Source organism: Streptomyces sp. NPDC059373, from assembly GCF_042751495.1.
Lineage (GTDB): Bacteria > Actinomycetota > Actinomycetes > Streptomycetales > Streptomycetaceae > Actinacidiphila.
The window spans coordinates 22,652-44,950 of the sequence record NZ_JBHYXC010000013.1 but is presented as its reverse complement, the minus strand read 5'-3'; the positions used below and the strand labels follow the sequence as shown (position 1 = coordinate 44,950).

At 70.9% G+C, this 22,299-nt stretch carries 18 protein-coding genes; 9 read left to right on the top strand and 9 right to left on the bottom strand.

Annotation, left to right across the window (positions count from 1 at the left end; genetic code table 11):
- The first annotated feature begins 94 nt into the window (after positions 1–94).
- Positions 95–3,196, top strand: coding sequence for an alpha-mannosidase (locus ACFXJ5_RS19410; protein WP_384632020.1), 3,102 nt, complete (start codon positions 95–97; stop codon positions 3,194–3,196).
- 405 nt (positions 3,197–3,601) lie between these two features.
- On the top strand, positions 3,602–4,846 hold the full coding sequence (locus ACFXJ5_RS19405; protein WP_384632017.1) for a pyroglutamyl peptidase: 1,245 nt from the start codon (positions 3,602–3,604) through the stop codon (positions 4,844–4,846).
- 105 nt (positions 4,847–4,951) lie between these two features.
- Here ACFXJ5_RS19405 and ACFXJ5_RS19400 read toward each other — a convergent pair whose 3' ends face one another.
- Together ACFXJ5_RS19400 and ACFXJ5_RS19395 are read right to left on the bottom strand one after the other, a co-directional pair.
- A complete protein-coding gene (locus ACFXJ5_RS19400) occupies positions 4,952–6,598 on the bottom strand; it encodes an AMP-binding protein (RefSeq protein WP_384632014.1) in 1,647 nt (548 codons plus the stop codon).
- Between the two features lie 113 nt (positions 6,599–6,711).
- On the bottom strand, positions 6,712–7,524 hold the full coding sequence (locus ACFXJ5_RS19395) for a LuxR C-terminal-related transcriptional regulator (RefSeq protein WP_384632012.1): 813 nt from the start codon (positions 7,522–7,524) through the stop codon (positions 6,712–6,714).
- Positions 7,525–7,717: 193 nt separating this feature from the next.
- Here ACFXJ5_RS19395 and ACFXJ5_RS19390 point away from each other — a divergent pair, with 193 nt between their 5' ends.
- Positions 7,718–8,842 (top strand): PfkB family carbohydrate kinase, encoded by a 1,125-nt coding sequence (locus ACFXJ5_RS19390; RefSeq protein WP_384632010.1) that lies wholly within the window; start codon positions 7,718–7,720, stop codon positions 8,840–8,842.
- Positions 8,839–9,762: a pseudouridine-5'-phosphate glycosidase gene (locus ACFXJ5_RS19385; RefSeq protein WP_384632007.1), complete on the top strand. Its 924-nt coding sequence runs from the start codon at positions 8,839–8,841 to the stop codon at positions 9,760–9,762. Before ACFXJ5_RS19390 ends, ACFXJ5_RS19385 begins: the two co-directional genes overlap by 4 nt.
- A gap of 39 nt (positions 9,763–9,801) precedes the next feature.
- On the opposite strand, the gene ACFXJ5_RS19380 is transcribed toward ACFXJ5_RS19385, so the two are convergent.
- The 3 genes from ACFXJ5_RS19380 to ACFXJ5_RS19370 are packed head-to-tail and all read right to left on the bottom strand — an operon-like array spanning position 9,802 to position 11,539.
- On the bottom strand, positions 9,802–10,767 hold the full coding sequence (locus ACFXJ5_RS19380) for a pirin family protein (RefSeq protein WP_384632004.1): 966 nt from the start codon (positions 10,765–10,767) through the stop codon (positions 9,802–9,804).
- Positions 10,768–10,772: 5 nt separating this feature from the next.
- The gene (locus tag ACFXJ5_RS19375) at positions 10,773–11,237 is read right to left on the bottom strand and encodes an OsmC family protein (protein WP_384632001.1); all 465 of its coding nucleotides are present in this window, start codon (positions 11,235–11,237) and stop codon (positions 10,773–10,775) included.
- Positions 11,234–11,539, bottom strand: coding sequence for a GNAT family N-acetyltransferase (locus tag ACFXJ5_RS19370; protein WP_384631998.1), 306 nt, complete (start codon positions 11,537–11,539; stop codon positions 11,234–11,236). The genes ACFXJ5_RS19375 and ACFXJ5_RS19370 overlap by 4 nt, the downstream gene beginning before the upstream one ends.
- A gap of 184 nt (positions 11,540–11,723) precedes the next feature.
- On the opposite strand from ACFXJ5_RS19370, the gene ACFXJ5_RS19365 reads away from it, so the two are divergent.
- From ACFXJ5_RS19365 to ACFXJ5_RS19345, 5 genes are read left to right on the top strand one after another with little or no spacing between them, the layout of a single operon-like run.
- Positions 11,724–12,827 carry an LLM class flavin-dependent oxidoreductase gene (locus ACFXJ5_RS19365; RefSeq protein WP_384631995.1) on the top strand — a complete coding sequence of 368 codons (1,104 nt, stop codon included), beginning with the start codon at positions 11,724–11,726 and terminating at the stop codon, positions 12,825–12,827.
- Positions 12,828–12,840: 13 nt separating this feature from the next.
- On the top strand, positions 12,841–13,464 hold the full coding sequence (locus ACFXJ5_RS19360; protein WP_384631992.1) for an FMN reductase: 624 nt from the start codon (positions 12,841–12,843) through the stop codon (positions 13,462–13,464).
- Between the two features lie 37 nt (positions 13,465–13,501).
- Positions 13,502–13,918: a tetratricopeptide repeat protein gene (locus ACFXJ5_RS19355; protein WP_384631989.1), complete on the top strand. Its 417-nt coding sequence runs from the start codon at positions 13,502–13,504 to the stop codon at positions 13,916–13,918.
- A 49-nt stretch (positions 13,919–13,967) separates the two neighbouring features.
- Positions 13,968–15,044 (top strand): low-specificity L-threonine aldolase, encoded by a 1,077-nt coding sequence (ltaE, locus tag ACFXJ5_RS19350; protein WP_384631986.1) that lies wholly within the window; start codon positions 13,968–13,970, stop codon positions 15,042–15,044.
- A gap of 25 nt (positions 15,045–15,069) precedes the next feature.
- On the top strand, positions 15,070–15,843 hold the full coding sequence (locus tag ACFXJ5_RS19345) for an SDR family oxidoreductase (RefSeq protein WP_384631984.1): 774 nt from the start codon (positions 15,070–15,072) through the stop codon (positions 15,841–15,843).
- A 96-nt stretch (positions 15,844–15,939) separates the two neighbouring features.
- Here the strand turns inward: ACFXJ5_RS19345 and ACFXJ5_RS19340 are convergent, their stop codons facing one another.
- The 4 genes from ACFXJ5_RS19340 to ACFXJ5_RS19325 form a co-directional block, all read right to left on the bottom strand.
- Positions 15,940–18,693, bottom strand: coding sequence for a discoidin domain-containing protein (locus tag ACFXJ5_RS19340; protein WP_384631981.1), 2,754 nt, complete (start codon positions 18,691–18,693; stop codon positions 15,940–15,942).
- Between the two features lie 807 nt (positions 18,694–19,500).
- Complete coding sequence (locus tag ACFXJ5_RS19335) at positions 19,501–20,478, bottom strand: GNAT family N-acetyltransferase (RefSeq protein WP_384631978.1); 978 nt, start codon at positions 20,476–20,478, stop codon at positions 19,501–19,503.
- Positions 20,479–20,492: 14 nt separating this feature from the next.
- Positions 20,493–21,140 (bottom strand): uridine kinase, encoded by a 648-nt coding sequence (locus tag ACFXJ5_RS19330; protein WP_384631975.1) that lies wholly within the window; start codon positions 21,138–21,140, stop codon positions 20,493–20,495.
- A gap of 30 nt (positions 21,141–21,170) precedes the next feature.
- On the bottom strand, positions 21,171–22,226 hold the full coding sequence (locus tag ACFXJ5_RS19325; RefSeq protein ID WP_384631972.1) for an adenosine deaminase: 1,056 nt from the start codon (positions 22,224–22,226) through the stop codon (positions 21,171–21,173).
- Positions 22,227–22,299 lie beyond the last annotated feature (73 nt).

The window sequence follows — 22,299 nt, the reverse complement described above, 5'->3', positions numbered from 1 at the left end:
ACCGCACGCCTCTGATCGCACGCCTCTGATCGCACAGCGTTGATCGCTCAACCCGTCCGGCCACCGGCAGACACCTCGCAGAAAGAGCTCTTCTGTGCATGACGACCGGCTCATCGTCGAACAGCGGATCACCAAGTTCCTCTCACACGTGGTCCGTCCCGCTCTCTACGGCCGCTCCCTGACCCTCGATCTCGCCGCCTGGCACGTGCCGGGCGAACCGGTGCCGGTGGCGGACGCGCTGGCAGCCACGTACGAGCCCATGCAGGTCGGCGAGACCTGGGGCGGTCCCTGGTCGACCACCTGGCTGAAGGCGACCGGGCGGATCCCCCAGGAGTGGGCCGGCCGCCGGGTCGAGGCGGTCTTCGACCTCGGCTTCGACCAGTCCAAGGGGCCCGGCGGACAGGCGGAGGGCTTTGTCCACGACGCCTCCGGCTCCCCCGTCCAGGGGCTGCACCCGCACCACCGCAGTGTGCTGCTCGCCGAGTCCGCGGCGGGCGGCGAGCCGGTCGACCTGCTGGTGGAGCTGGCCGCCAATCCGATGATCGAGGGCGCCCACGCGGTCGGCACCCGCTTCGGATCCAGGGAGACCGCCGGCACCGCGCACCTCTACCGGTTGCGGCAGGCGGACATCGCGGTACGCGAGGACGCGGTGTGGCATCTGCTGCACGACATCGAGGTACTGGACCAGCTGATGCGGCAGCTCCCGGAGGGCGGATCGCGGCGGCACGAGATCCTCCGGGCGCTGCAGCACGCCATCGGCGCGGTCGACGTGCACGATGTGCCCGGCACCGCGCAGGCCGCCCGCGACCGGCTCGCGGACGTCCTGTCCCGGCCGGCGTACGCCTCGGCGCACACCGTCACCGCCGTCGGACACGCCCACATCGACTCCGCGTGGCTGTGGCCGATCCGGGAGACGATCCGCAAGTGCGCCCGCACCTTCACCAATATGACGACGCTGGCACACGAGTACCCCGAGCTGGTCTTCGCCTGCTCCTCCGCGCAGCAGTACGCGTGGATGAAGGAGCACCGGCCGGAGATCTTCGACCGGATCAAGAAGGCGGTCTCCGAGGGCAACTGGGCCCCGGTCGGCGGGATGTGGGTGGAGGCCGACGGCAATCTGCCCGGCGGGGAGGCGCTGGCCCGGCAGCTGATCTTCGGACGGCGGTTCTTCGCCGAGGAGTTCGGCATCGCGCAGGACGGGGTGTGGCTGCCCGACTCCTTCGGCTACACCGCCGCGTATCCGCAGCTCGCCAAGCTGGCCGGGGCGAGCTGGTTCCTCACCCAGAAGCTGTCGTGGAACGAGACCAACCGGCTGCCCCACCACACCTTCCACTGGGAAGGCATCGACGGCACCCGGATCTTCACGCACTTCCCGCCGGTCGACACCTACAACGCGAGCATCACCGGCGCCGAACTCGCCCACGCAGAACGGAATTTCGCCGACAAGGGCGCCGCGACCCGCTCCCTGGCCCCCTTCGGCTTCGGCGACGGCGGCGGCGGTCCCATCCGCGACATGCTGGAACGCGCCCGGCGGCTGCGCGACCTGGAGGGCTCGGTCAAGGTCGAAGTCGCCGGCCCGTCCGCCTTCTTCGACGCCGCCCGCTCGGAGTACGCACGGCTGCCGGTGTGGCGCGGCGAGCTGTATCTGGAGAACCACCGCGGCACCTACACCAGCCAGGCCCGCACCAAACGGGGCAACCGGCGGGCCGAGGCACTGCTGCGCGAGGCCGAACTGTGGTCGGTCGCCGCGACCGTACGCAACCAGACGCCCTATCCGTACGAGCAGCTCGAGTCGATCTGGCGGCGGGTACTGCTGCACCAGTTCCACGACATCCTGCCGGGCTCCTCCATCGCCTGGGTCCACCAGGAAGCGGAGGCCGTGCACCGCGAACTCCAGGCGGAGCTGGCCGAGGTGATCGGCACCGCGCTGCGCGGCGGGGAAGGCCTCGCCTTCTACAACGCCGGTCCCTACGCGCGCCGCGAGGTGACCGTCCTGCCCGAGGGGTCCACGCAGGAGGGGTCCACGCAGGAGGGACAGCCCCTGTCCGACGGGCGGCGCGCCGTCCTGGTCGAGGCACCCCCGCTCGGCGCCGGCCGCGCGGTCCTCTCGCAGCTGCCGCCCGTCGTGGTGCGGCAGGACGAGGACGGCATCACCCTCGACAACGCGGTCGTACGCGTCCGGATCGACGCCGACGGCCTGGTGCGGTCGGTGTACGACCTGCGGGCGAACCGCGAGGCCCTCGCCCCGGACCGGCCCGGCAATCTGCTCCAACTCCACCCGGACGACCCGAACCTGTGGAGCGCGTGGAACATCGACCACTACTACCGCGACACCGCCCGCGACCTCACCGACGCCACCGCCGTGGAGGTCACCGAGGCCGGTCCACTGCTGGCAAGCGTCCGCGTCGAGCGGTCCTTCGGCGCCTCACATCTGGTGCAGCATCTCGAACTGACCGCTGGCAGCGCCCAGTTGACCGTCCGCACCGACATCGACTGGCAGGAGCGGGACACCCTGCTCAAGGCCGCCTGGCCGCTGAACGTGCACGCGGAAACCGAAAGCGCCGAGATCCAGTTCGGCCATGTCCAGCGCCCCACCCACGAGAACACCAGCTGGGACGCCGCCCGCTTCGAACTCTGGGCCCACCGCTGGGTGCACGTCGGCGAACACGGCTGGGGCGCGGCAGTCGTCAACGACTCGACATACGGCCACGACGTCTCCCGCCTGACCCGCGACGACGGCGGCTCCACCACCACCCTCCGGCTCTCCCTGCTCCGTTCCCCCCACAGCCCCGACCCCCAGGCCGACCGCGGCCGGCACTCCTTCACGTACGGCCTCGTCGTGGGCGCAGGCATCGACGACGCGATCGCCGCCGGCTACGCCCTCAACCTGCCCCTGCGGCCCGCCGGTTCGGCCCCCGCGGGCGGTCCCTCCCTGATCACCGTGGACAACCCGGACATCACCGTGGAGACCGTCAAACTCGCCGACGACCGCTCCGGCGACGTGGTGGTCCGGATCTACGAGTCCCGCGGCGGCTCGGCCCGCGGCGCCCTGCGCGCCGACTTCCCGGTGACCGCCGCACACCTCACCGACCTGCTGGAGAACCCCGGTGAACAGCTGCCACCAGCGGCCGACGGCGCGCTGGCACTGGAGCTGCGGCCCTTCCAGATCCTCACGCTGCGGCTGCGCCGCCCCTGAGATCGCGCGGGACGCACGCGGTGGAGGAGCGTCAGCGCTGCGTCAGCGCTGCGTCGGCGCTGCGTCGGCGCTGCGTCGGCGCTGCGTCGGCGCTGCGTCGGCGCTGCTCCGGCGCTGCTCCGGCGCTGAGCAGCGCATTGCGCCACGCCAGGGCGCCGGCCGCCAAGCCCGCAATCGCGCCGGCGGCATCCCCGCTGATGGGATAGTCGTCCCGGGTCAGCGAGCGGCTGCCGGCTGTGTGGTCGGCGCGAAGGTGGGGGGCGTGGCGGGGCGTCACGCCCCCAGTCGCCGGTGCCGGCCAGGACGGTTGCACGGGGCACAGCGGCGCCGTAAGCGCCAGGCACTCTGGCGCCACTCGCGTCACATGGGAGATCCTTTCCGGCGACGGAAGGATCCCCCATGCCCATGACACGTCGGTCATTCGCCGCCCTGCCGCTCGCCGCCCTGCCGCTCACCGGTCTTTTCCTGTCCGCCCCCGCATGGGCCGCCACGACCACCCCCACCGTCGAGGAACAGCGCCTCGACCAGGCCGCTCCCCAGGAGATCCTGCGCCGCAGCGGCTTCGACACCGCCGCGCCGGACTTCGCCGCCGCCCTGTCGGGCGTTCGGTCCCGGGTCGCCGCGGAGCGGGTCGTGGGCCGCTCCGGCAGCGGGCTGTGGCGCAAGGCCGTCGACCGGGCGCAGGGGCGCGGCCCGGCGGGCGGCGACCTGAGCCGGGACGACGACCGGCCGCTTTACTGGGCGCGGCTCGGGATGACCCGTGAACTGCGTCTGTGGCAGCCCTCCTTCGACCTCTCCGACGCGGCGCGATCAGCCCTCCTCGACCGCCTCGAACGCACCGCGCGCGGCGAGGGCTCCATCGGCCTGCCCGCCGGCGAGGACGTCAAGCGGATCCTCCTCACCGGCTTCGACCCCTTCCAGCTCGACATCGACATCCGTCGCAGCAACCCCTCGGGCGCCACCGCCCTCGCCCTCGACGGGGTGACCGTGGAGACCGCCTCGGGACCCGCCCGCATCGAGACCGCCGTCTTCCCCGTCCGCTGGACCGACTTCACCGCCGGCACCGTCGAGCGCACCCTGCTCCCCCACTTCCGCCGGGGCCGCCGCCAAGTCGACCTCTTCACCACCGTCAGCCAGGGCAGGGTCGGCCGCTTCGACGTCGAGCGCTTCAACGGCGCCTGGCGCGGCGGCTATCCGGACAACGAGAACCTCTCCGTCACCGGCCTCGTCCCCGTCCCTTACCCCTCCGCACAGCCGCAGTGGACCACGACCACCCTCCCCTACCAGGCCATCCTGGCCGTCGGCACCGGCCCCTTCCCCGTGTACGACCACACCTCCGTCACCGAGATCCCGGCCGGCGCCACCGACCCCGTCACCAGCGCCACCGGCCCCACCCCCGGCTCCACCGCCCGCGCCGGCGGCGGCGGCGACTACCTCTCCAACGAGATCGCCTACCGGGCCACCCTGCTGCGCGACGAACTCGGCCTCGACGTCCCCGGCGGCCACGTCCACACCCCTGTACTGCAGTTCGGCGACGGCAACACCGACCCGGCCACCGGCACGGTCACCGACCCCACCTTCGTGGCCAACCGGCTCGCGATCATCGGCCAGGCCCGCGCCATCGTCGTCGCGGCGGCGGGGACACTCTGAGGTCTGTCCGGCCCCGAAGACCAACTCCTGTCCGGGATGGCCCGGGGCCCCGGCCTCCTGACCGCCTGAACCGCCGAGCAACGGCCGTCGTAACCGGGGGCGCCGCTACTTCGTCGCGTCGTCGCCCTGCTGGAGGCCGAGCAGATCGATGGAGGCCGAACGCATGGCGACTTTACGGATCTTGCCGGTGACGGTCATCGGGAACTCGTCGGTGATGTGCACGTAGCGCGGGATCTTGTAGTGCGCGAGCCGTCCGGCGCAGTACGCGCGCAGCGACTCGGCGGTGAGCGGAACGGCTCCTTCGCGCATCCGGATCCAGGCCATCACCTCCTCGCCCAGCCGGTCGTCGGGCACACCGATGACCTGGACGTCGAGGATGTCGGGGTGGGAGTAGAGGAACTCCTCGATCTCGCGCGGGTAGATGTTCTCGCCGCCCCGGATGACGAGGTCCTTGATCCGGCCGGTGATCCCGAGGTAGCCCTCGTCGTCCATGACCGCGAGGTCGCCAGTGTGCATCCAGCCCTCGGGGTCGATCGCTTCAGCGGTCCTGTCCGGCTGCTCCCAGTAGCCGAGCATCACCGAGTAGCCGCGGGTGCACAGCTCACCGGGGGTGCCCCTCGGCACCGTCTCCCCGGTGCCCGCCTCGACGACCTTGACCTCCACGTGTGGGTGCACCCGGCCGACGGTGGACACCCGGCGCTCGACCGGGTCGTCGGCGCGGGTCTGGGTGGAGACCGGGGAGGTCTCGGTCATGCCGTAGCAGATGGTCACTTCGGTCATGCCCATCTGCTCGATGACCTGTTTCATCACCTCGACCGGGCAGGGCGAGCCCGCGAGGATGCCGGTGCGCAGGCTGGTCAGGTCGTACGAGTCGAAGTCCTTCTCGGCGAGTTCGGCGATGAACATGGTGGGCACCCCGTACAGGGACGTGCAGCGTTCCTCCTGGACGGCCTCCAGGGTCGCCTTTGGCTCGAAGGACAGTGCCGGGATGACCATGCAGGCGCCGTGGGTGGTGGCCGCGAGGTTGCCCATCACCATGCCGAAGCAGTGGTAGAAGGGCACCGGGATGCAGATCCGGTCGGCTTCGGTGTAGCCGCACAACTCGCCCACGAAGTAGCCGTTGTTGAGGATGTTGCGGTGCGAGAGTGTGGCGCCCTTGGGGAAGCCGGTGGTGCCCGAGGTGTACTGGATGTTGATCGGGTCGTCCGCGCCCAGGGTGCCCGCGATCTCCGCCAGCACGGCCGGGTCGGCATCCCGGCCGCTTCGCAGCAGCGCGTCCCACTCCGGGCCGCCGAGGAGCGCCACGTGCTCCAGCTCGGGGCATCGGGGCCGTACGTCGTCGATCATCGCGGCGTAGTCGGACGTCTTGTGCGTGGCGGCCGCGACCAGCAGCCGGATCCCGGCCTGGTTCAGTACGTACTCCACCTCGTGGCTGCGGTAGGCGGGGTTGATGGTCACCAGGATCGCGCCGATCCTGGCGGTGGCGTACTGCGTGAGCACCCACTCCGCGCGGTTGGGCGACCAGATGCCCACGCGGTCGCCCTTGCGGATCCCCAGCTCCAGCAGGCCCAGGGCGAGGACGTCGACCTCGGCGGCCAGTTCGCGGTAGGTCCACCGACGGCCGGCCGTGCGGTCCACCAGGGCGTCGCGGTCCGCGAAACGGCGCACGGTGGCGGCGAAGTTCTCACCGATGGTGTCCGTCAGGAGTGGTGTCTGCGACGCGCCCGCCGCGTAACTCGATTCGGCAACCATGTTGCGAACGCCTCCCCATTGAGACCTAGGGCCTGATTCCGTACGTTGTCCGTCAGCGTCGCCGACGGGGAGACCGGGCCGCTACTGCCTTTCGGGGGTAGTCCGCGGCCGGATCAGAGCTGGTAGCCCATGGCCCGGGCGGTGTTGACGGCCTCCATGCGGTTGCGGCTGCCGAGCTTGCGCATGACGTTGCGCAGATAGGCCTTCACGGTGCCGGCCGACAGCCCCATCAGTTCGGCGATCTCCGCGTTGGCCAGGCCCTGCGCGGCGCAGTGCAGGGCTTCTTGCTCGCGCCGGGACAGCGACGCCGGAGGCTGGGTCACCCCCTCGGCGTCTGGCACCATCCGGTGGCGGATTCCCTCCAGTTCGCCGCGGATCGCGGGGTCGTGAATGCGGGCCAGGAGCGAACCCAGGTCGCGGTAGGTGTCGCGCAGCCGGCTGTCCGCGGGCGCCGGACGCGGCTGCCGCGCCCGCAGGTCGGCGGTGAGGCGTTCTTCGGTCCTGCGCGCGACGGCCACCGCCAGGCGCTGTGCCCGCTCCCCGATGTCCAGCCGCTGCCGCAGCGCGGCGTAGCACACCCCGCTCACCCGCCCCCCGATCACCAGCGGCACGGCCAGCATCGCGTGCAGTCCCTCGTGCGCCACCTGCAGGTCGTACTGATGGCTGATCCCATCGGCCCGCACATAGTCCGTCACCGTCACCGGCCGGCCCAGCGCCATCGCCTTGCCGCCCAGGCCCGTGCCCTTCAGCACCACCAGGTCCCGCAACCCGGTCGTGCGCGCCCCACGCAGCCGGCTGATCACCAACCGCTGCCCATCAGGCTGCACGCGCGCCCCGAACGCGATGTCCAGGCCCGCGACATCGACCAGTTGCGTGAGCGCACCGTCGATGGCGTCCGCCCATCCGTCATGAACCGACGCGGCCATGCCCACCACCTCAATCCGGGGGTTCGCCCATCGCCCCGCACCCCCGTTCGGGACGTGCGCTCACCGTCGCACGACGCAGGAGGAGTGTCCATTGTCAGGAACCCTGACGTTTGCACGTCGCGACGTTCTGATCGCTTTCCGGACACCCGAAGGGGCTTGCTTGTTTGAATAAAGACTCTTTAAGTTACTTAGCATGATGCTGACCCAACGGGAACGCGAGATCATCGCGCTCTTGCGCCGCGATCCGCTCGCCGGGCCGCAGGCGATCGCCGACGCGCTCGACAGCACTCGCTCCGCGGTGAACGTGCACCTGTCGAACCTGGGCAAGAAGGGCGCGATCCTGGGGCGCGGCTACATCCTGCGCCAGGAGAACGCGGTGGTGGTCATCGGTGGCGCGAACGTCGACATCAAGGTCCGCAGCCTCGCACCCGTCCAGCACCGCACGAGCAATCCCGGCCGGTCGAACACCACCCCGGGCGGTGTCGGACGCAATATCGCGGAGAATCTGGCGCGGCTGGGCACCCCGACCCACCTCATCGCGGCAGTCGGACGCGACGCCGCGGGCGAGCGGCTGCTGAGCGACACCCAGGCAGCGGGGGTCCGCGTGGACCGCGTGCACCGCAGCACCCATCCGACCGGCACCTACACCGCGGTGCTCGACGCCGACGGGGACCTGGTCGTGGCCATCGCGGACATGGCGGCCACGGACGCCCTGACACCCCAGGACCTCCAGTACGGGCGGGAGCTCATCACGAACGCGAGCCTGCTGGTGCTCGACGGCAATCTCTCGGCACAGGTGCTGGCATACACGTTGGACATCGCCCACGCGGCCGACGTCCCCACCGTGATCGACCCGGTCAGCGCACCCAAGGCCAGGCTCCTCGCCCCGCTGCTCGACAGCGAGCGGCCGATCTTCGCCATCACCCCGAACCTGGAGGAGCTGGCGGCGATCACCGGCCGGCCCGTCGGCACCGACGAGGAAGATGTCATCGCAGCCGCCGCCCTCCTGCACCGACGGGGCGTTCAGCACGCCTGGGTACGGCTCGGCGAGCGCGGCAGCCTGCTGAGCACCGCCGACGACGGCCATACGTTCCTCACCGCGCCGCCCGCCGACGTACGCGACGTCACCGGCGCCGGCGACGCCATGCTCGCCGCCTTCGTCCACGCGCTGCTGACCGGTGGCGACCCGGTCGACGCGGCCCGCTACGGCCACGCCGCCGCGGCTCTGACGGTCGCCAGCGCCGCCACGGTGCGCCCGGACCTGACCCCGCGTCTCATCGAGGACGTACTGAACGAGCCCACCTGGAGCCAGACATGACCGTCCCGCACCACAAGCTGACCCTGACCGAGGAGGTCCGCGAGGCACTGCACGACGGTCGTCCCGTCGTGGCCCTCGAATCCACCATCATCAGCCACGGCATGCCGTATCCGCAGAACGTGGAGATGGCCACCCAGGTCGAGGACATCATCCGCGAGGGCGGAGCGGTCCCGGCGACGATCGCCATCCTGCACGGCCGGCCCTGCGTCGGCCTGACCCGGGCGAATCTCGAACTGCTCGCGACCAGCACGGACGTGACGAAGGCCAGCGTGCGTGACCTGGCCTACGTCATGGCACGCGGCGGGCACGGCGCGACCACCGTTGCCGGCACCATGCGGCTCGCGGCCCTGGCCGGGATCGACGTCTTCGTGACCGGCGGCATCGGCGGGGTCCACCGCGGGGCACAGGTGACCTTCGACGTCAGTGCGGACCTCACGGAACTCGCGGCCACCAGCGTCGCGGTCATCAGCGCCGGCGTGAAAAGCATCCTCGACATCGGGCTCACCCTGGAGACGCTGGAAACCCTGGGCGTGCCCGTGCTCGGTTACGGCACCGATGAGTTCCCCGCCTTCTACTCACGCAGCAGCGGCTTCCCCTCCCCCATGCGCGTCGATTCGGCACGCGAGATCGCCGCCGTCATGCACGCCCGCTGGGACCTGGGCATCTCCGGCGGCATCAGCGTCGCCAACCCCGTCCCCGAGGAGGACGAAGTTCCGGCGGACCAGATCTCCGGCATCATCGAGCAGGCCCTCGCCGAGATGGACAAGGCCGGCATCACAGGCAAGGAAGCCACCCCGTACCTGCTGGGCCGCATCGTCGAACTCACCAACGGCGAAAGCCTCCGGACCAACATCGCCCTGGTCAAGAACAACGCCCGCCTCGGCGCACAGGTCGCGACCGCATACGCGGCCCTGCGGTAGCCCACCGGCGAGTCCTCAACCGAGGCCAAAAACGCCAGGTCAGCGCACCCGTCCCCGCGGTTTCAAGGGGACGGGGGGCAGTTCCGGGGCGGGCAGAGGGGCGCCGTCGTAGCCGGTGACGGCGCCGAAGCGGGATCCGGTCATCCATTCCTCGCGGGCCCCTGCGATGTCGTCCTGGGAGCGGCCGATGAAGTTCCACCACATGACGATCTTCTCGTCGAAGGGCTCGCCGCCGAGCAGGAGCAGGCCGCTGTCGCTCGTCGCGTGCAGGGGCAGCTCGGTGCGCCCGCAGCCGAGGTAGAGCATCGATCCGGGGTCGAGGCGCACGCCGTCGACGTCGGTGGCGCCGGACATGGTGAGGACGGCGTACTCGAAGTCCGGGTTGACCGGCAGTCGTACGTCGGTGCCGGCCGCGAGGGCGAGGTCGGCGCCGACCAGGGGCGAGTAGGTGGTTCCTGGCGAGGCGGCGCCGTCGAGCTCGCCGAGGATGACGGTGGCGGTGAGGCCGGGGGCGGTGACGAGGGGCAGGGCGGCGTGGTGTTCGAAGGCGGGGGCGGTGTGGCGGTGGGCGTCGGGGAGGGCGACCCAGAGTTGGGCGCCGTGCAGGAGGCGGGCGTGCGGTGCGGGGCTCTGCTCGGAGTGGGTGATGGCGCGGCCGGAGGTCATGAGGCCGAGTTCGCGGGGGTGGAGGGTCTGCACGCTGCCGAGGCTGTCGCGGTGCAGCACTTCGCCGTCGTGGAGCCAGCTGACGGTCTGCAGGCCCATGTGCGGATGCGGGGGCACCTGCATGCCGGATTCGTCGGCGATGTCGTCGGGACCGTAGTGGTCGACGAACGCCCAGGCGCCCACCATGCGGCGGCCGAGGTTGGGCAGCAGCCTGCGCACGACGGTGCTGCCGCCGAGGTTGGCCTCCCGTGGGGAAAGGAGTTCCCGGACGGGCTGAGCGGAGACGTCGGCGCGCCCGCCGCACAGGTGGGGCGAGGGGTGGAGGTCGAGGTCGCTCATAGCTGTCACGCCCTTTCGGCGGCAGGGGGGAGGCGGGCGGGTTCGGGCACGATGGGCGTTCCGCCACTGACGGCGCGGGTGACGGGGGTGCGGTCGGCGATCTCCAGCAGGCGGGCACGCCGGGTGTCGTCGAGGTCGCCCATGAGCTCGATGCGCCGGGTGATCCGGGCTGTCTTGTCGGGACCCTTTTCGTACGCCAGGTGCACCCGGACGCCGTCCAGCGGCCACTGCTTGCGCTGGGCGTACATACGGAGGGTGATCGCGGTGCAGGAGCCCAGGGCGGACAGCAGCAGGCCGATCGGAGTGGGCGCGGTGTCGGCACCGCCGGCGGACTCCGGCTCGTCGGCGGCGAGCGGGTGCCGGCCGGCGCGTATGTCGACGCGGTAGTCGGCGCCGGTACTGGTGGCGACCGCCGCCGCGGACCGGACGTACGCGGGGGCGGCGGTGGCCGCCGCGTCCGTCGGGCTCACAGTCCGAACCGGTGGCGCTGGTCCTGCGGTACGAGCTCGGTGTAGTCGGGGTGCTTGGAGATCCACCCGCGGATGAAGGGGCAGTAGGGCAGTACGGCGAGTCCCTGGTCCCTGGCGGAGTCGAGGGCCGCGCGGGCGAGTGCGCCGCCGAGGCCGCGGCCGCCGAAGCGGGGGTCGATCTCGGTGTGGATGAAGGCGATCTCGTCCTGGTACCGGTGGTACTCGGCGAAGCCGGCGAGTTCGTTGTCGTCGAAGATCTCGAAGCGCGACCGGTCGGGGTTGTCGGCCACTCGGGGTTCCATCGCTCCTCCTGAGGAGTCTCGCTGCGCCATCGTCGTTGCCCTTCCCAGATGAAGTTTACTATTCAACCATCCCGAAGTATAGTTGATGCATCAACCATAGGCATCGAGCCCGGGGAATAGCGGCACCGGGTCCCATGTTCGAGTAAACAGTTGAAGCGTCAACCAAATGAGGATGGGCGGCACGATGCAGTTCGGGATCTTCACCGTCGGCGATGTCACCACCGACCCCACGAACGGCCGGACCCCGACCGAGCACGAGCGGATCAAGGCGATGGTCGCCATCGCGCTCAAGGCCGAGGAGGTCGGCCTGGACGTCTTCGCGACCGGCGAGCACCACAACCCGCCCTTCGTGCCCTCCTCCCCCACCACCATGCTCGGCCACATCGCGGCCCGCACCGAGCGGATCATCCTCTCCACCTCCACCACGCTGATCACCACCAACGACCCGGTGAAGATCGCCGAGGACTACGCGATGCTCCAGCACCTGGCCGACGGCCGCGTCGACCTCATGATGGGCCGCGGAAACACCGGACCGGTGTACCCGTGGTTCGGCCAGGACATCCGCCAGGGCATCCCGCTCGCCGTCGAGAACTACGCCCTGCTCCACAAGCTGTGGCGCGAGGACGTCGTCGACTGGGCCGGCCGCTTCCGCACCCCCCTGCAAGGCTTCACCTCCACCCCGCGCCCCCTCGACGGCGTACCGCCCTTCGTCTGGCACGGCTCCATCCGCTCGCCGGAGATCGCCGAGCAGGCCGCGTACTACGGAGACGGGTTCTTCGCCAACCACATCTTCTGGCCCAAGGAGCACTTCCAGAAGCTGATCAACCTCTACCGCGAGCGTTACGCCCACTACGGCCACGGCACGCCCGAGCAGGCCATCGTGGGGCTGGGCGGCCAGGTGTTCCTGCGCAGGAACTCGCAGGACGCGGTACGCGAGTTCCGCCCGTACTTCGACAACGCGCCGGTCTACGGACACGGCCCGTCGCTGGAGGAGTTCACGAAGGAGACCCCGCTCACCGTCGGCAGCCCGCAGGAGGTCATCGACAAGACGCTGACCTTCCGCGAGACCTTCGGCGACTACCAGCGCCAGCTCTTCCTGGTGGACCACGCCGGACTGCCCCTCAAGGCCGTCCTGGAACAGCTCGACCTCCTGGGCGAGGAAGTGGTCCCCGTGCTGCGCAAGGAGTTCGCCTCCGGCCGCCCGGCCGAGGTACCGGACGCCCCCACGCACGCCTCGCTGGTCGCCGCGCGCGACACCGGGACCGTAACCGCCGACCTGTCGGCCTGAAGGGAAGGACAAGATGAACACTCTGAAGCTCGTGGTCGTCTCGGCGGGCCTGAGCCAGCCGTCCTCCACCCGGCTGCTGGCGGACCGGCTCGCCGGGGCCACCGGGCAGAGCCTGGGCGGCGACGGGCGCCCGGTGGACGTCCGCGTGGTCGAACTGCGTGATCTGGCCACCGACATCGCCAACAACATGGTGACCGGGTTCCCGAGCGCGGCCCTGCGTGAAGCACTGGCGGCGGTCACGGAGGCGGACGGTGTCATCGCCGTGACACCGATCTTCACCGCCTCCTACAGCGGGTTGTTCAAGTCGTTCTTCGACGTGATCGACAACACCGCGCTGATCGGCAAGCCCGTGCTCATCGCCGCCACCGGCGGCACCGCCCGGCACTCGCTCGCCCTTGAGCACGCCGTCCGCCCACTGTTCGGCTACCTGCGTTCGATCGTCGTACCCACCGCCGTGTTCGCGGCCTCCGAGGACTGGGGCACAGCCGGGGACGACCGCACCGACGGCCTCGCCTCCCGGATCACCCGGGCCGCCGGGGAGCTGGCCGGCCTGATGGATGGCCGCGCGGCCACCACCGAGCCCGCCGAGACCTTCGTCCCCTTCGAGCAGCAGCTGGCCGCGCTCCGGTCGGCGTGAGCCGCACACCGCACACGATGCCGAGAGAGGAGCTCTCGTGACCGACAACTTCAACAACTACCGCCCCGACGGAGAGCCCGCAGCCGACCGCTGGGCGACGGCGCTGCACCTCTTCGACGACGAGGTGGGCACGCCCCACGAGGAGACCACCGCCGAGCGCTGGGAGCGGGCCGGGATGTTCTTCGAGGCCAAGGACTACACCGAGGCCGCCCGGCTGCTCACCGGCATCGTCGAGCAGGTCCCGGAGCAGACCGCACCCCGGCTGCTACTGGCCCGCGCCTACTACCACTCGGCGCAGCTCCGGCGCGCCGAGGAGCAGCTGCGCGAAGTCATCGACCGCGACCCGGTCGAGCACTACGCCCACCTGATGCTGGGCCGCACCCTGCAACGCGAGGGCCGTTCCGACGAGGCCGCACCCTGGCTGCGCATGGCCGCCGCCTTCTCCGGAGAGTGATCGACCGCCCCCCGCGTGACGCACGCGGGGGGCGTCGACAATGGACCGCATGCGAACACACGAGTACGAGCACGCGGCGGAACACCTGAACCGGGACGCGGAGCGGGTCATCGACCTCCGCAGCGACACCGTGACCCGTCCCGGCAGCCAGATGCGGCGGGCGATGGCCGAGGCGGAGGTCGGCGACGACGTCTTCGGCGACGACCCGACCGTCAACGCGCTCCAGGAGCGGATGGCCGGCACCCTCGGCTTCGAAGCCGCGCTGTTCGTGACCTCCGGGACGCAGAGCAATCTGTGCGCGCTGCTCAGCCACTGCGGGCGCGGCGACGAGTACATCGCGGGGATGTCCGCCCACACCTACCGGTGGGAGGGCGGCGGGGCCGCGGTGCTGGGCGGGATACAGCCGCATCCGCTGGTGGCGCGGGCGGACGGGACACTGGATCCGGCCGAGATCGAAGCGGCGGTCAAGCCGGACGATCCGCACTTCGCGCGGACGCGGCTGCTGTGTCTGGAGAACACCACCGAGGGCAGGGTCGTCCCGGTCGAGTATCTGGAGTCGACGGTGAAGCTGGCGCGCGGGCTGGGTCTCGCGACGCATCTGGACGGGGCGCGGCTGTTCAACGCGGCGGTGGCGGCGGGCGGCGATCCGTACCGGGAGGCGCGGAGGATCGCGGAGCCCTTCGACAGCGTGTCGGTGTGCTTCAGCAAGGGGCTCGGCGCCCCGGTCGGCTCGGTGCTGCTGGGATCGCGGGAGTTGGTGGGACAGGCACTGCGGTGGCGCAAGGCGCTGGGCGGCGGGCTGCGGCAGGCGGGGGTGCTGGCGGCGGCCGCGCTGTACGCGCTGGACCACCATGTGCAGCGCCTGGCCGAGGACCACGAGAACGCGGCGCTGTTCGTCGAAGGGCTGCGGGACCTGCCGGGGCTGGTGGTCGGTCCGGCGCGGACGAACATGGTCTTCGCCGACGCCGTCACGGGCCGCACCCCGCCGGACTTCACGGAGCGGCTGGCGCGGGGCGGAGTGCTGTGCTCGGGCGGAGGGCGGATGCGGTTCGTCTTCCACCTCGGGGTGTCGCGTACGGACACACTGGAGGCGGTACGCATCGTCCGCGCGGCCCTGGATTCCTGACGGTCCGCCATGAGACCGTTCGGCCATGACGGCGACCACCCCGCGCCTCGACGGCCGCACCGCACTGGTCACCGGAGCCTCCAGCGGCATCGGCCTCGCGACCGCTGAAGCCCTGGCCGTCGCCGGGGCCCGGGTCCTGCTCACCGCGCGGGATCCCGGCCCCCTGGGCGTGGCTGCGGCGGGGCTGCGGGCCGCCGGGCACACGGCGGCCGCGCTGCCCGGCACCGTCGCCGATCCCGACCACGTGGCCGCCTGCGTGGCGTACGCGGTGGAAGAGCTCGGCGGCCTGGACATCCTGGTCAACAACGCCGCCACGAACCGGCCTTACGGGCCCCTCATGGAGGCGGATCCGCAGATCTGGCGGGAGGCGTTCACCGTGAATGTCGAGGCGCCCCTTCGGCTGGTCCAGGCCGCCTGGCACGCCTGGATGCGCGAGCACGGCGGCGCGGTCGTCAACATCTGCACCGAGGGCGCGGGCCACGTCGGCCCCAACGTCGGCGCGTACGGCACCAGCAAGGCCGCCCTCCTCCACCTCACCCAGCAACTCGCGGGCGAACTCGGCCCCGCGGTGCGGGTGAACGCGGTCTCCCCCGGCCTGGTCCGCACGGAAATGGCGCGCTTCATGTGGGAGGCCGGGGAGCCGGCCATCGCCGCGGGCCTGCCGCTCGGCCGCATCGGCGAGCCTGTCGACGTCGCGCGGGCCGTGGTGTGGCTCGCGTCGGACGAGGCGGCCTGGATCACCGGCGCGGAGCTGCTGGTCGACGGTGGCACGCGGGTGCGGGCCGCTCGCGGAAGTTGACCTGGACCAGTCGTGGTCCTTCGGCACCGGCAACGCCCGGGTCGGGTCACACCCGGATGCGTGGCCAGGCTGGGCCGCGCATCCGGGTGCTCGCCGCTATCTGGCGCCGTACACGGCGAGTTCGCTGATCGCCATCTGCCCGCCGGTCTGCCCTCCGCCGTTCGGGCGGTCGGCAACGACCCGCACATAGCGAGCGCTGACGGGCGCGTCCAGTTGGACGCCGGTCGTGCCGCCGGCGCTGTCAAGGCGGTGCGCGACCGTCCAGAAGGTCGAGCCGTCGAGGGAGACGTCGACGTGGAAGGCGGTCGCGTACTTGTCGGCGGGCATCAGGACGGACACCACGTTGACCGACTGCGGTTGCTGGAGGTCCACCTGCAGCGACCAGCGGTAGCGTCCCGAAGCCTGCGCGAACGTCGACGTGTCGCCGTCGTCGGCGAGCGCCGGCGTGGAGTTCGGCTGCATGTCGGCCTGGGTTCCGTCGATGAACAGCGCCTGGGCCGGGCTCTTCAGCGCGATGTTGCTGCCGCCTGAGGCAGCGGCGTACGCACCGATCTCGCCGATCGCCATCTGGTCCCCGCGCTGGCCGGAGTTGTCCGGCTTGTCAGCGACGACGCGCAGGTACCGGGCGGTCACCGGCGTGGCGAACGCGACGGGGATGCTCCCCCATCCGCTGTTGTTGACGGTGCCGACGGTGGTCCAGGTGGTGCCGTCGGTCGAGGCGTCCACGTGGAAGTCGGTGGCGAAGTGGGCCTGGGGCATGCCGACGGTGACGTATCCCAGACTCTGAGCCTGCTGCAGGTCGACGACGAGCTGCCACCGGAACTGTCCGCTGGCCTGCACGTACGTGGCGGGGTCGCCGTCCGTCGCGTACGTCAGCTGTGACTCCGGCTGAAGCTGCGCGGTGCTGCCGTCGATGTACTGCGCCGTGGCCGGCTTGTGGGCCGCGAGGTTGGTCGGCGCCACGCCCGTCGGCGGTGCCGCGATGCCCGCGTATGCAGACTCGAGGCCGGCGTTGGCCAGCAGGGTCGCCGGTACGCCGACGCCGGCAGCGGAGACCTGGGTGTTGCCGCTGACGTTGACGTTGCTCGGGTTGCCGCAGACCCAGTTGGGTGTGAGGTTCTCGAAGTAGTTGCCGGTGAAGGAGAAGTCGCCGTAGGGGGTGGTGGTCCCCTCCTTGCAGCCGCCCATGGAAGCGTTGTTGGCGTTGTACGCGGCGTTGCCGGTCATGGTCACGTACTGGCTGCCGCCGTCGGTGTAGATGGCGAACCCGCCACCCCCGGCGCCGCGCACGACGTTGCCGCTGATCTGCAGGCCGTCGGCGAGCGAGGTGCCTTCCTGGCCGAGGACGTAGATGCCGCCGCCGTCGGAGCGCTGCTGCATGTAGTCGTAGACGAGGTTGTTGGTGATCTTGTTGCCCGAGGTCTTGGTGGCGGTGCGTCCCCAGCCCCAGTTCGAACTGATACCGCTGTAGGGGACGTTGTTGACCTGGTTGTGCGTGATGGTGTCGTTGCGGGTGTAGCCCTGGAAGATGCCGACGCCGCCGGTGTACTCGACGGCGATGTTGTGGATCCAGTTGTCGGCGATGGTGTTGCCGGTGGGCAGGACGGAGAGGTCGGTGGGGTTCGCGTCGGTGCCGTTGCCGATCTCGATGCCGTTGCCGGATATGTCGGTGAAGACGTTGCCGGTGATCGAGGAGTTGGTGACGCCCTGCCCCAACTGGAGGCCGGCGGCGCCGAGATGCTGGAACGTGTTGCCGCTGAGCTTCAGCCCGTCGGTGTAGCTGAACGTCACGTTGCCCGGAGTCATCGTCCAGTTGCCGTACGGGCAGGTGCCCGGATCAGTGGTGGAGAAGCGGTCGCACGAGCCCTGCTTCTGCCAGGCGTTCGCACCGGTGAGGCGCATGTTCGCCTGCACCTCGGAGAAGCCGTCGGACGAGTTCGGGGTGGTCCAGCCCCCGTACGCGACAGTGATACCGCTGATGGCCAGGCCGCGCAGCGGATTCGTCGCGGTGCCGTTGCCGGTGATCAGATTCTGCAGGCTCGCCATCTCGACGTCGGCGGTGCTCATCTGCTGGCCCGCGCGCGGCAGGTAGTAGATGGTGTGGCCCGGCTTGTCGAGGTAGAACTCGCCCGGGGCGTTGAGCAGTTCCTTGGCGTTCTCGATGAAGCTCGGCACGTCGGCGTTCACGCCGTACTGCTTCTTCGTGGAGTTGTCGAAGCACGGCTGCTGCATCGTGACCGTGGTCCCCGACACCGACGCGACGCCGCAGCGCATCTGCGTCCACTCGACGCCGTAGACGAACTCGATGTTGGAGATGTTCTGCCAGCCGGCCAGGGTGGTGTTGGAGGTCGTGTAGCCCGTGGCGGTACGGGTGAAGGTGGTCGGCGCCGGCCCGGACGCACGGTTCGCGCGCACGCCGTCGACGTAGAGCTGCCGGGTGTCGGTGCCCGCCGGGACCGTCGCGCTCCACACGCCGCTGGAACCCTGGGTCCACCCGGTGACCTGCTGCCCGCCGCTGAGCACCGGATGGGCGCCGGGAGCCGCCTGGTAGCTGACGGTGTGGCCGCCGGTCGCCGAGTCGCCCGCCGCGGAGCCGAACGAGAGGGGGCCGTCGAGCCGGTACGTCCCGTCGGCCAGCACGACGTCGATGTCCGTGGTCATCGTGCTGGTCGCCTGTCGGACCTTGGACTGCGCCGTCAGCAGCGCGCACGGGGCCTGGGCCGAGCAGGTGGATCCCTGCCCGTTGGGGGCGACGGAGTAGACGACGGGGGCCGCTGCGGCCGATGCGGGTGCCGCGCCGACACCAAGGGCGGTACCTACGAGGAGCGTTGACAGTACGCCGATGGTCATTCGGAGTGCGGCCGGGCGATGCGAACGTCGATGCATGGATTCTCCAGACGTCGTTGGTGGAGAGGTCTGCCGGTGCGGCACGGCATTTCGTGTCACCGAACTGGGGGGATGAGGGCCTTGCGCCCGCGCGCCACGGAGGCCGACGTCACCGGCAACTCGCAGCGGAGGATGCTCGGGACGGTCATCCACAGGACATGGCACCGGTGATGGCGCCGTGCCACATCGAGAGTCCCCTTCGGCAAATGAATCTGATTCATAGGCTCTTTGGCTGACACAGCGCGTCACTATGACACTTGCGTGTTGCGAAGGGAAGACCTGCATCAAATCTATGAATGGGCCGACGCTTTCACACGCAAAGGGTGCAAAACGGGACAGGACTCCCCATTCCTTGCCCCGGAAGACTAAGATACATGCCATCACCTACGGCAAATGAAGCCGACTCTTCACGACGCACCCAGAACGCACACGGGGTCGCTCGGCGGCGGCTGCTCATACGCCATGGAACGGTTCGCCAAAGCACGACATAACCAGGCACCGAAATTGGATGAGCCCACCCGAAACGGCACGGAACGAAAAGCAGGCGCTGACGTGGCGCCTGGCCCGAACGGCTTCCCAGCCCCCGCCGACCCGGAGCCGGGGGGGCAGCGCTGGACATAAGGCGCCCCGGCCAGGACGGGGGGATCTGGCCGGGGCGTTCGGGCCGGCGCGTGAAGCGCAGCAGCCCGGTTTCAAGTTTAGGCGGCAACGGGAATGGTCTTGACCACAACGGCCGTGCGCAGCTGTGCTGTTGACCACACCAACTAACGATCAGTGCAGCCGGGGATCGAGCACCCGCTGGAGACGGTACGCGACGGGCTTGAAGCCGACCGCCGGCCAGTGCCCGGCCGCCACGGGCGACGCGGCGTGCCAGCGGGCGGTGATGTGCCGGTAACCGTTGTCGTACGCCCAGGCCAGGGCGGTGGCGAGGAGGATGCGGCTGACCCCCTCACCCCGGGCGGAGGGGGCGACGTAGGCCTCGGCCAGCTCGACACAGGGCTCGGGGAGGACGGGGCTTGGCTGGGCCGGGGTGAGCAGGACCATGCCGATTTCCTCGCCGCGCCGTGCGGCTACCCAGGAGGCGCTGCGCGGGTCGGTGAGGGTGCCCGAGTAGTGCGTACGCAGGGCGGCGAGGGCGGGGTCGGGCTGGGGGAGGAAGACGGCGGAGCGCTGCTGCTGGCGGGCGGACTCCGCGGCCATGCGGCCGATCCGGTCCAGGTCGCCGGGGCCGGCGCGACGGATGGTCAGAGCGTCCACGCCCCGGGGCTGGCGGCCGCGCGGCCTGACCGGCATGAGCCCGCGGACCTGTGCCAGGCCGAAGCCGAGGCGGAACCAGACCATCGCCGCCGACTCCCCCGCCGGGAGGTCGACGTAGTGGACGAGGCGGCGCTGCTCGACCAGGCGGGCGGCGACCGCCGTGTACAGCGAGAGCAGCGCCTCCGCTTCACGGCCGCTGCGCAGGGCGTGGCCGCCGAAGGGCACGACGGCGGAGCGGGGGTGGGTGTCGAGCGCCGACGGTTCGTCCTCGGCGACGTCGAGCGGGAGCGCGGCCAGATAACCCGCGAAGTCGCCGCCGCCGGCGCGCGCGGACGCCGCTTCGACGTACGGCTCGGCGAGGATCTTGCCGATGAGTTCCTCGCCGATGGGCGGCGCGGCCGGCCGGGGTCGGGCCCGGTTGTACCACCGGTCGAGCAGGGCGGCGGCCTCGGGTATGTGTTCGGCGGTCAGCGGCGCTGTGGCGAGAGTCATGGTGCTCCGCGACGCTAACGGTCCGGGCCACGCGCCGTCCAGGCAGGCCGGTTCGGGTCGTCGGTATGGACGAGAATGTCCGCTGCCTCCCCCGGCCGCATCTCGTCCTCGTAACGCGCGAAGGCCGGCAGCGTCCACCGCTCCTCCTCCGGCGTCCGGCGCGCCAGCGCCGCCGGCGACAACCGCAGATGCACGCTCAGGTCGACCGAGAAGCCGTGACCCTGCAACAGCGCGCCCTCCAGCAGCAGCACCCCGCCGGGCGGCAGCTGCTCGTACGGAGCCCGGGTCGCCCGGTCGGTCACCGGGTCCCACAGCGACGGCAGTACGCGGCCGTCACCGCCGGGGCCCAGCGGGCCGAACACCTCGCGCCACAGGGCGCCGGTGTCCAGCCACAGGTCGTAGTACGCGTCCGGGTCGTGCCGTCCGTGCTCGTAGCGGATCGACGCGGGCCGCCAGTACGTCTCCGCCCTGACGTGCAGCACAGGGCGGCCCAGCGTGCGCAGGCTCTCGGCGAGGGCCTGCGCCAGCGCCCCCGGCCGGGCGGCGGGGGCGCCGTCGATCGCGATCCGCGGCCAGGGGCTGCCGTCGGCGGGCTTGAGGTCGACAATGCGATCGGCGAGGACTTCGGTGAGCCGGGGCCAGGTGATCGCGGTGAGTCGCACCCGGCCATCCTCGCGCATGGGCCGGCGGGGTCAGGCCTGGTAACCCGGCAGGACGATGTCGCGGATGATCGCGTTGCGCTCGTCGTAGGGGATGAAGGCGCTCTTGAGGGCGTTGACGGTGACCGTCCGCAGGTCGTCGAGCGTCCAGCCGGCCTCGGTGACGAGGAGGGACATCTCGCGGGTCATCGTGGTGCCGGAGACGAGCCGATTGTCGGTGTTGAGGGTGACGCGGAAACCGAGGTCGCGCAGCGCGGTGATCGGGTGGTCGGCGATGGAGGTCGCGGCGCCGGTCTGCAGATTGGAGGTCGGACACATCTCCAGCGCGACACGCCGGTCGCGGACCCAGCCCGCGAGGCGGCCCAGCTTGCCATCGGCGATGTCGTCGGCGATGCGTACGCCGTGGCCGATGCGCTGGGCGCCGCACACCTGGAGCGCCTGGTGAATGCTGGGCAGGCCGTGAGCCTCACCGGCGTGGATGGTGAAGGGGACGTTCTCCCGGCGCAGGTACTCGAAGGCCTCGAGGTGGTCGGCGGGCGGAAAGCCGTCCTCGGCGCCGGCGATGTCGAAGCCCACGACGCCCCCGTCACGGAAGGCCACCGCCAGGTCGGCTATCTCACGGGCGCGGTCCGCCATCCGCATCGCGCACAGCAGCGTGCCGACCCGCACCGGGGTGCCCGCCGCGGCCTTGGCCATGCCGGCGGCGAGGCCTTCCTGGACGGTCTCCACGACCTCGGGGAGGGTCAGGCCGCCGCTGAGCATCAGCTCGGGCGCGTAGCGGACCTCGCCGTAGACGACGCCGTCGGCGGCCAGGTCGAGGACGTACTCCTCGGCGGTGCGCAGCAGCCCCTCGCGGGTCTGCATGACGGCGAGGGTGTGCTCGAAGGTCGCGATATAGCGGACCAGGTCACCGGAGTTGGCGGCCTCGAAGTACCAGGCGGCCAGCGCGTCCGCATCGGTGGTGGGCAGGGTGTGGCCGACCGTCTCCGCCAGCTCGACCAGGGTCGCGGGGCGCAGCCCGCCGTCCAGGTGGTCGTGCAGCACGGCCTTCGGCAGGCGGCGGATGGCGTCGAGGTCGGGGGCGGTCATGCGGTCTGCTCCTAGCAATAGTTGGGGGTAGTCGGGGCGGGCGCCCCAACGATCGAGGGCGCCCACGGGGCGA

Bases quoted from the DNA above. Each gene is read 5' to 3' on its own strand.
- ACFXJ5_RS19405 (WP_384632017.1), top strand. From the start codon at position 3,602: ATGACACGTCGGTCATTCGCCGCCCTGCCGCTCGCCGCCCTGCCGCTC.
- ACFXJ5_RS19400 (WP_384632014.1), bottom strand. From the start codon at position 6,598: ATGGTTGCCGAATCGAGTTACGCGGCGGGCGCGTCGCAGACACCACTC.
- ACFXJ5_RS19395 (WP_384632012.1), bottom strand. From the start codon at position 7,524: ATGGCCGCGTCGGTTCATGACGGATGGGCGGACGCCATCGACGGTGCG.
- ACFXJ5_RS19390 (WP_384632010.1), top strand. From the start codon at position 7,718: ATGATGCTGACCCAACGGGAACGCGAGATCATCGCGCTCTTGCGCCGC.
- ACFXJ5_RS19385 (WP_384632007.1), top strand. From the start codon at position 8,839: ATGACCGTCCCGCACCACAAGCTGACCCTGACCGAGGAGGTCCGCGAG.
- ACFXJ5_RS19380 (WP_384632004.1), bottom strand. From the start codon at position 10,767: ATGAGCGACCTCGACCTCCACCCCTCGCCCCACCTGTGCGGCGGGCGC.
- ACFXJ5_RS19370 (WP_384631998.1), bottom strand. From the start codon at position 11,539: ATGGAACCCCGAGTGGCCGACAACCCCGACCGGTCGCGCTTCGAGATC.
- ACFXJ5_RS19365 (WP_384631995.1), top strand. From the start codon at position 11,724: ATGCAGTTCGGGATCTTCACCGTCGGCGATGTCACCACCGACCCCACG.
- ACFXJ5_RS19360 (WP_384631992.1), top strand. From the start codon at position 12,841: ATGAACACTCTGAAGCTCGTGGTCGTCTCGGCGGGCCTGAGCCAGCCG.
- ltaE (WP_384631986.1), top strand. From the start codon at position 13,968: ATGCGAACACACGAGTACGAGCACGCGGCGGAACACCTGAACCGGGAC.
- ACFXJ5_RS19345 (WP_384631984.1), top strand. From the start codon at position 15,070: ATGACGGCGACCACCCCGCGCCTCGACGGCCGCACCGCACTGGTCACC.
- ACFXJ5_RS19340 (WP_384631981.1), bottom strand. From the start codon at position 18,693: ATGACCATCGGCGTACTGTCAACGCTCCTCGTAGGTACCGCCCTTGGT.
- ACFXJ5_RS19335 (WP_384631978.1), bottom strand. From the start codon at position 20,478: ATGACTCTCGCCACAGCGCCGCTGACCGCCGAACACATACCCGAGGCC.
- ACFXJ5_RS19325 (WP_384631972.1), bottom strand. From the start codon at position 22,226: ATGACCGCCCCCGACCTCGACGCCATCCGCCGCCTGCCGAAGGCCGTG.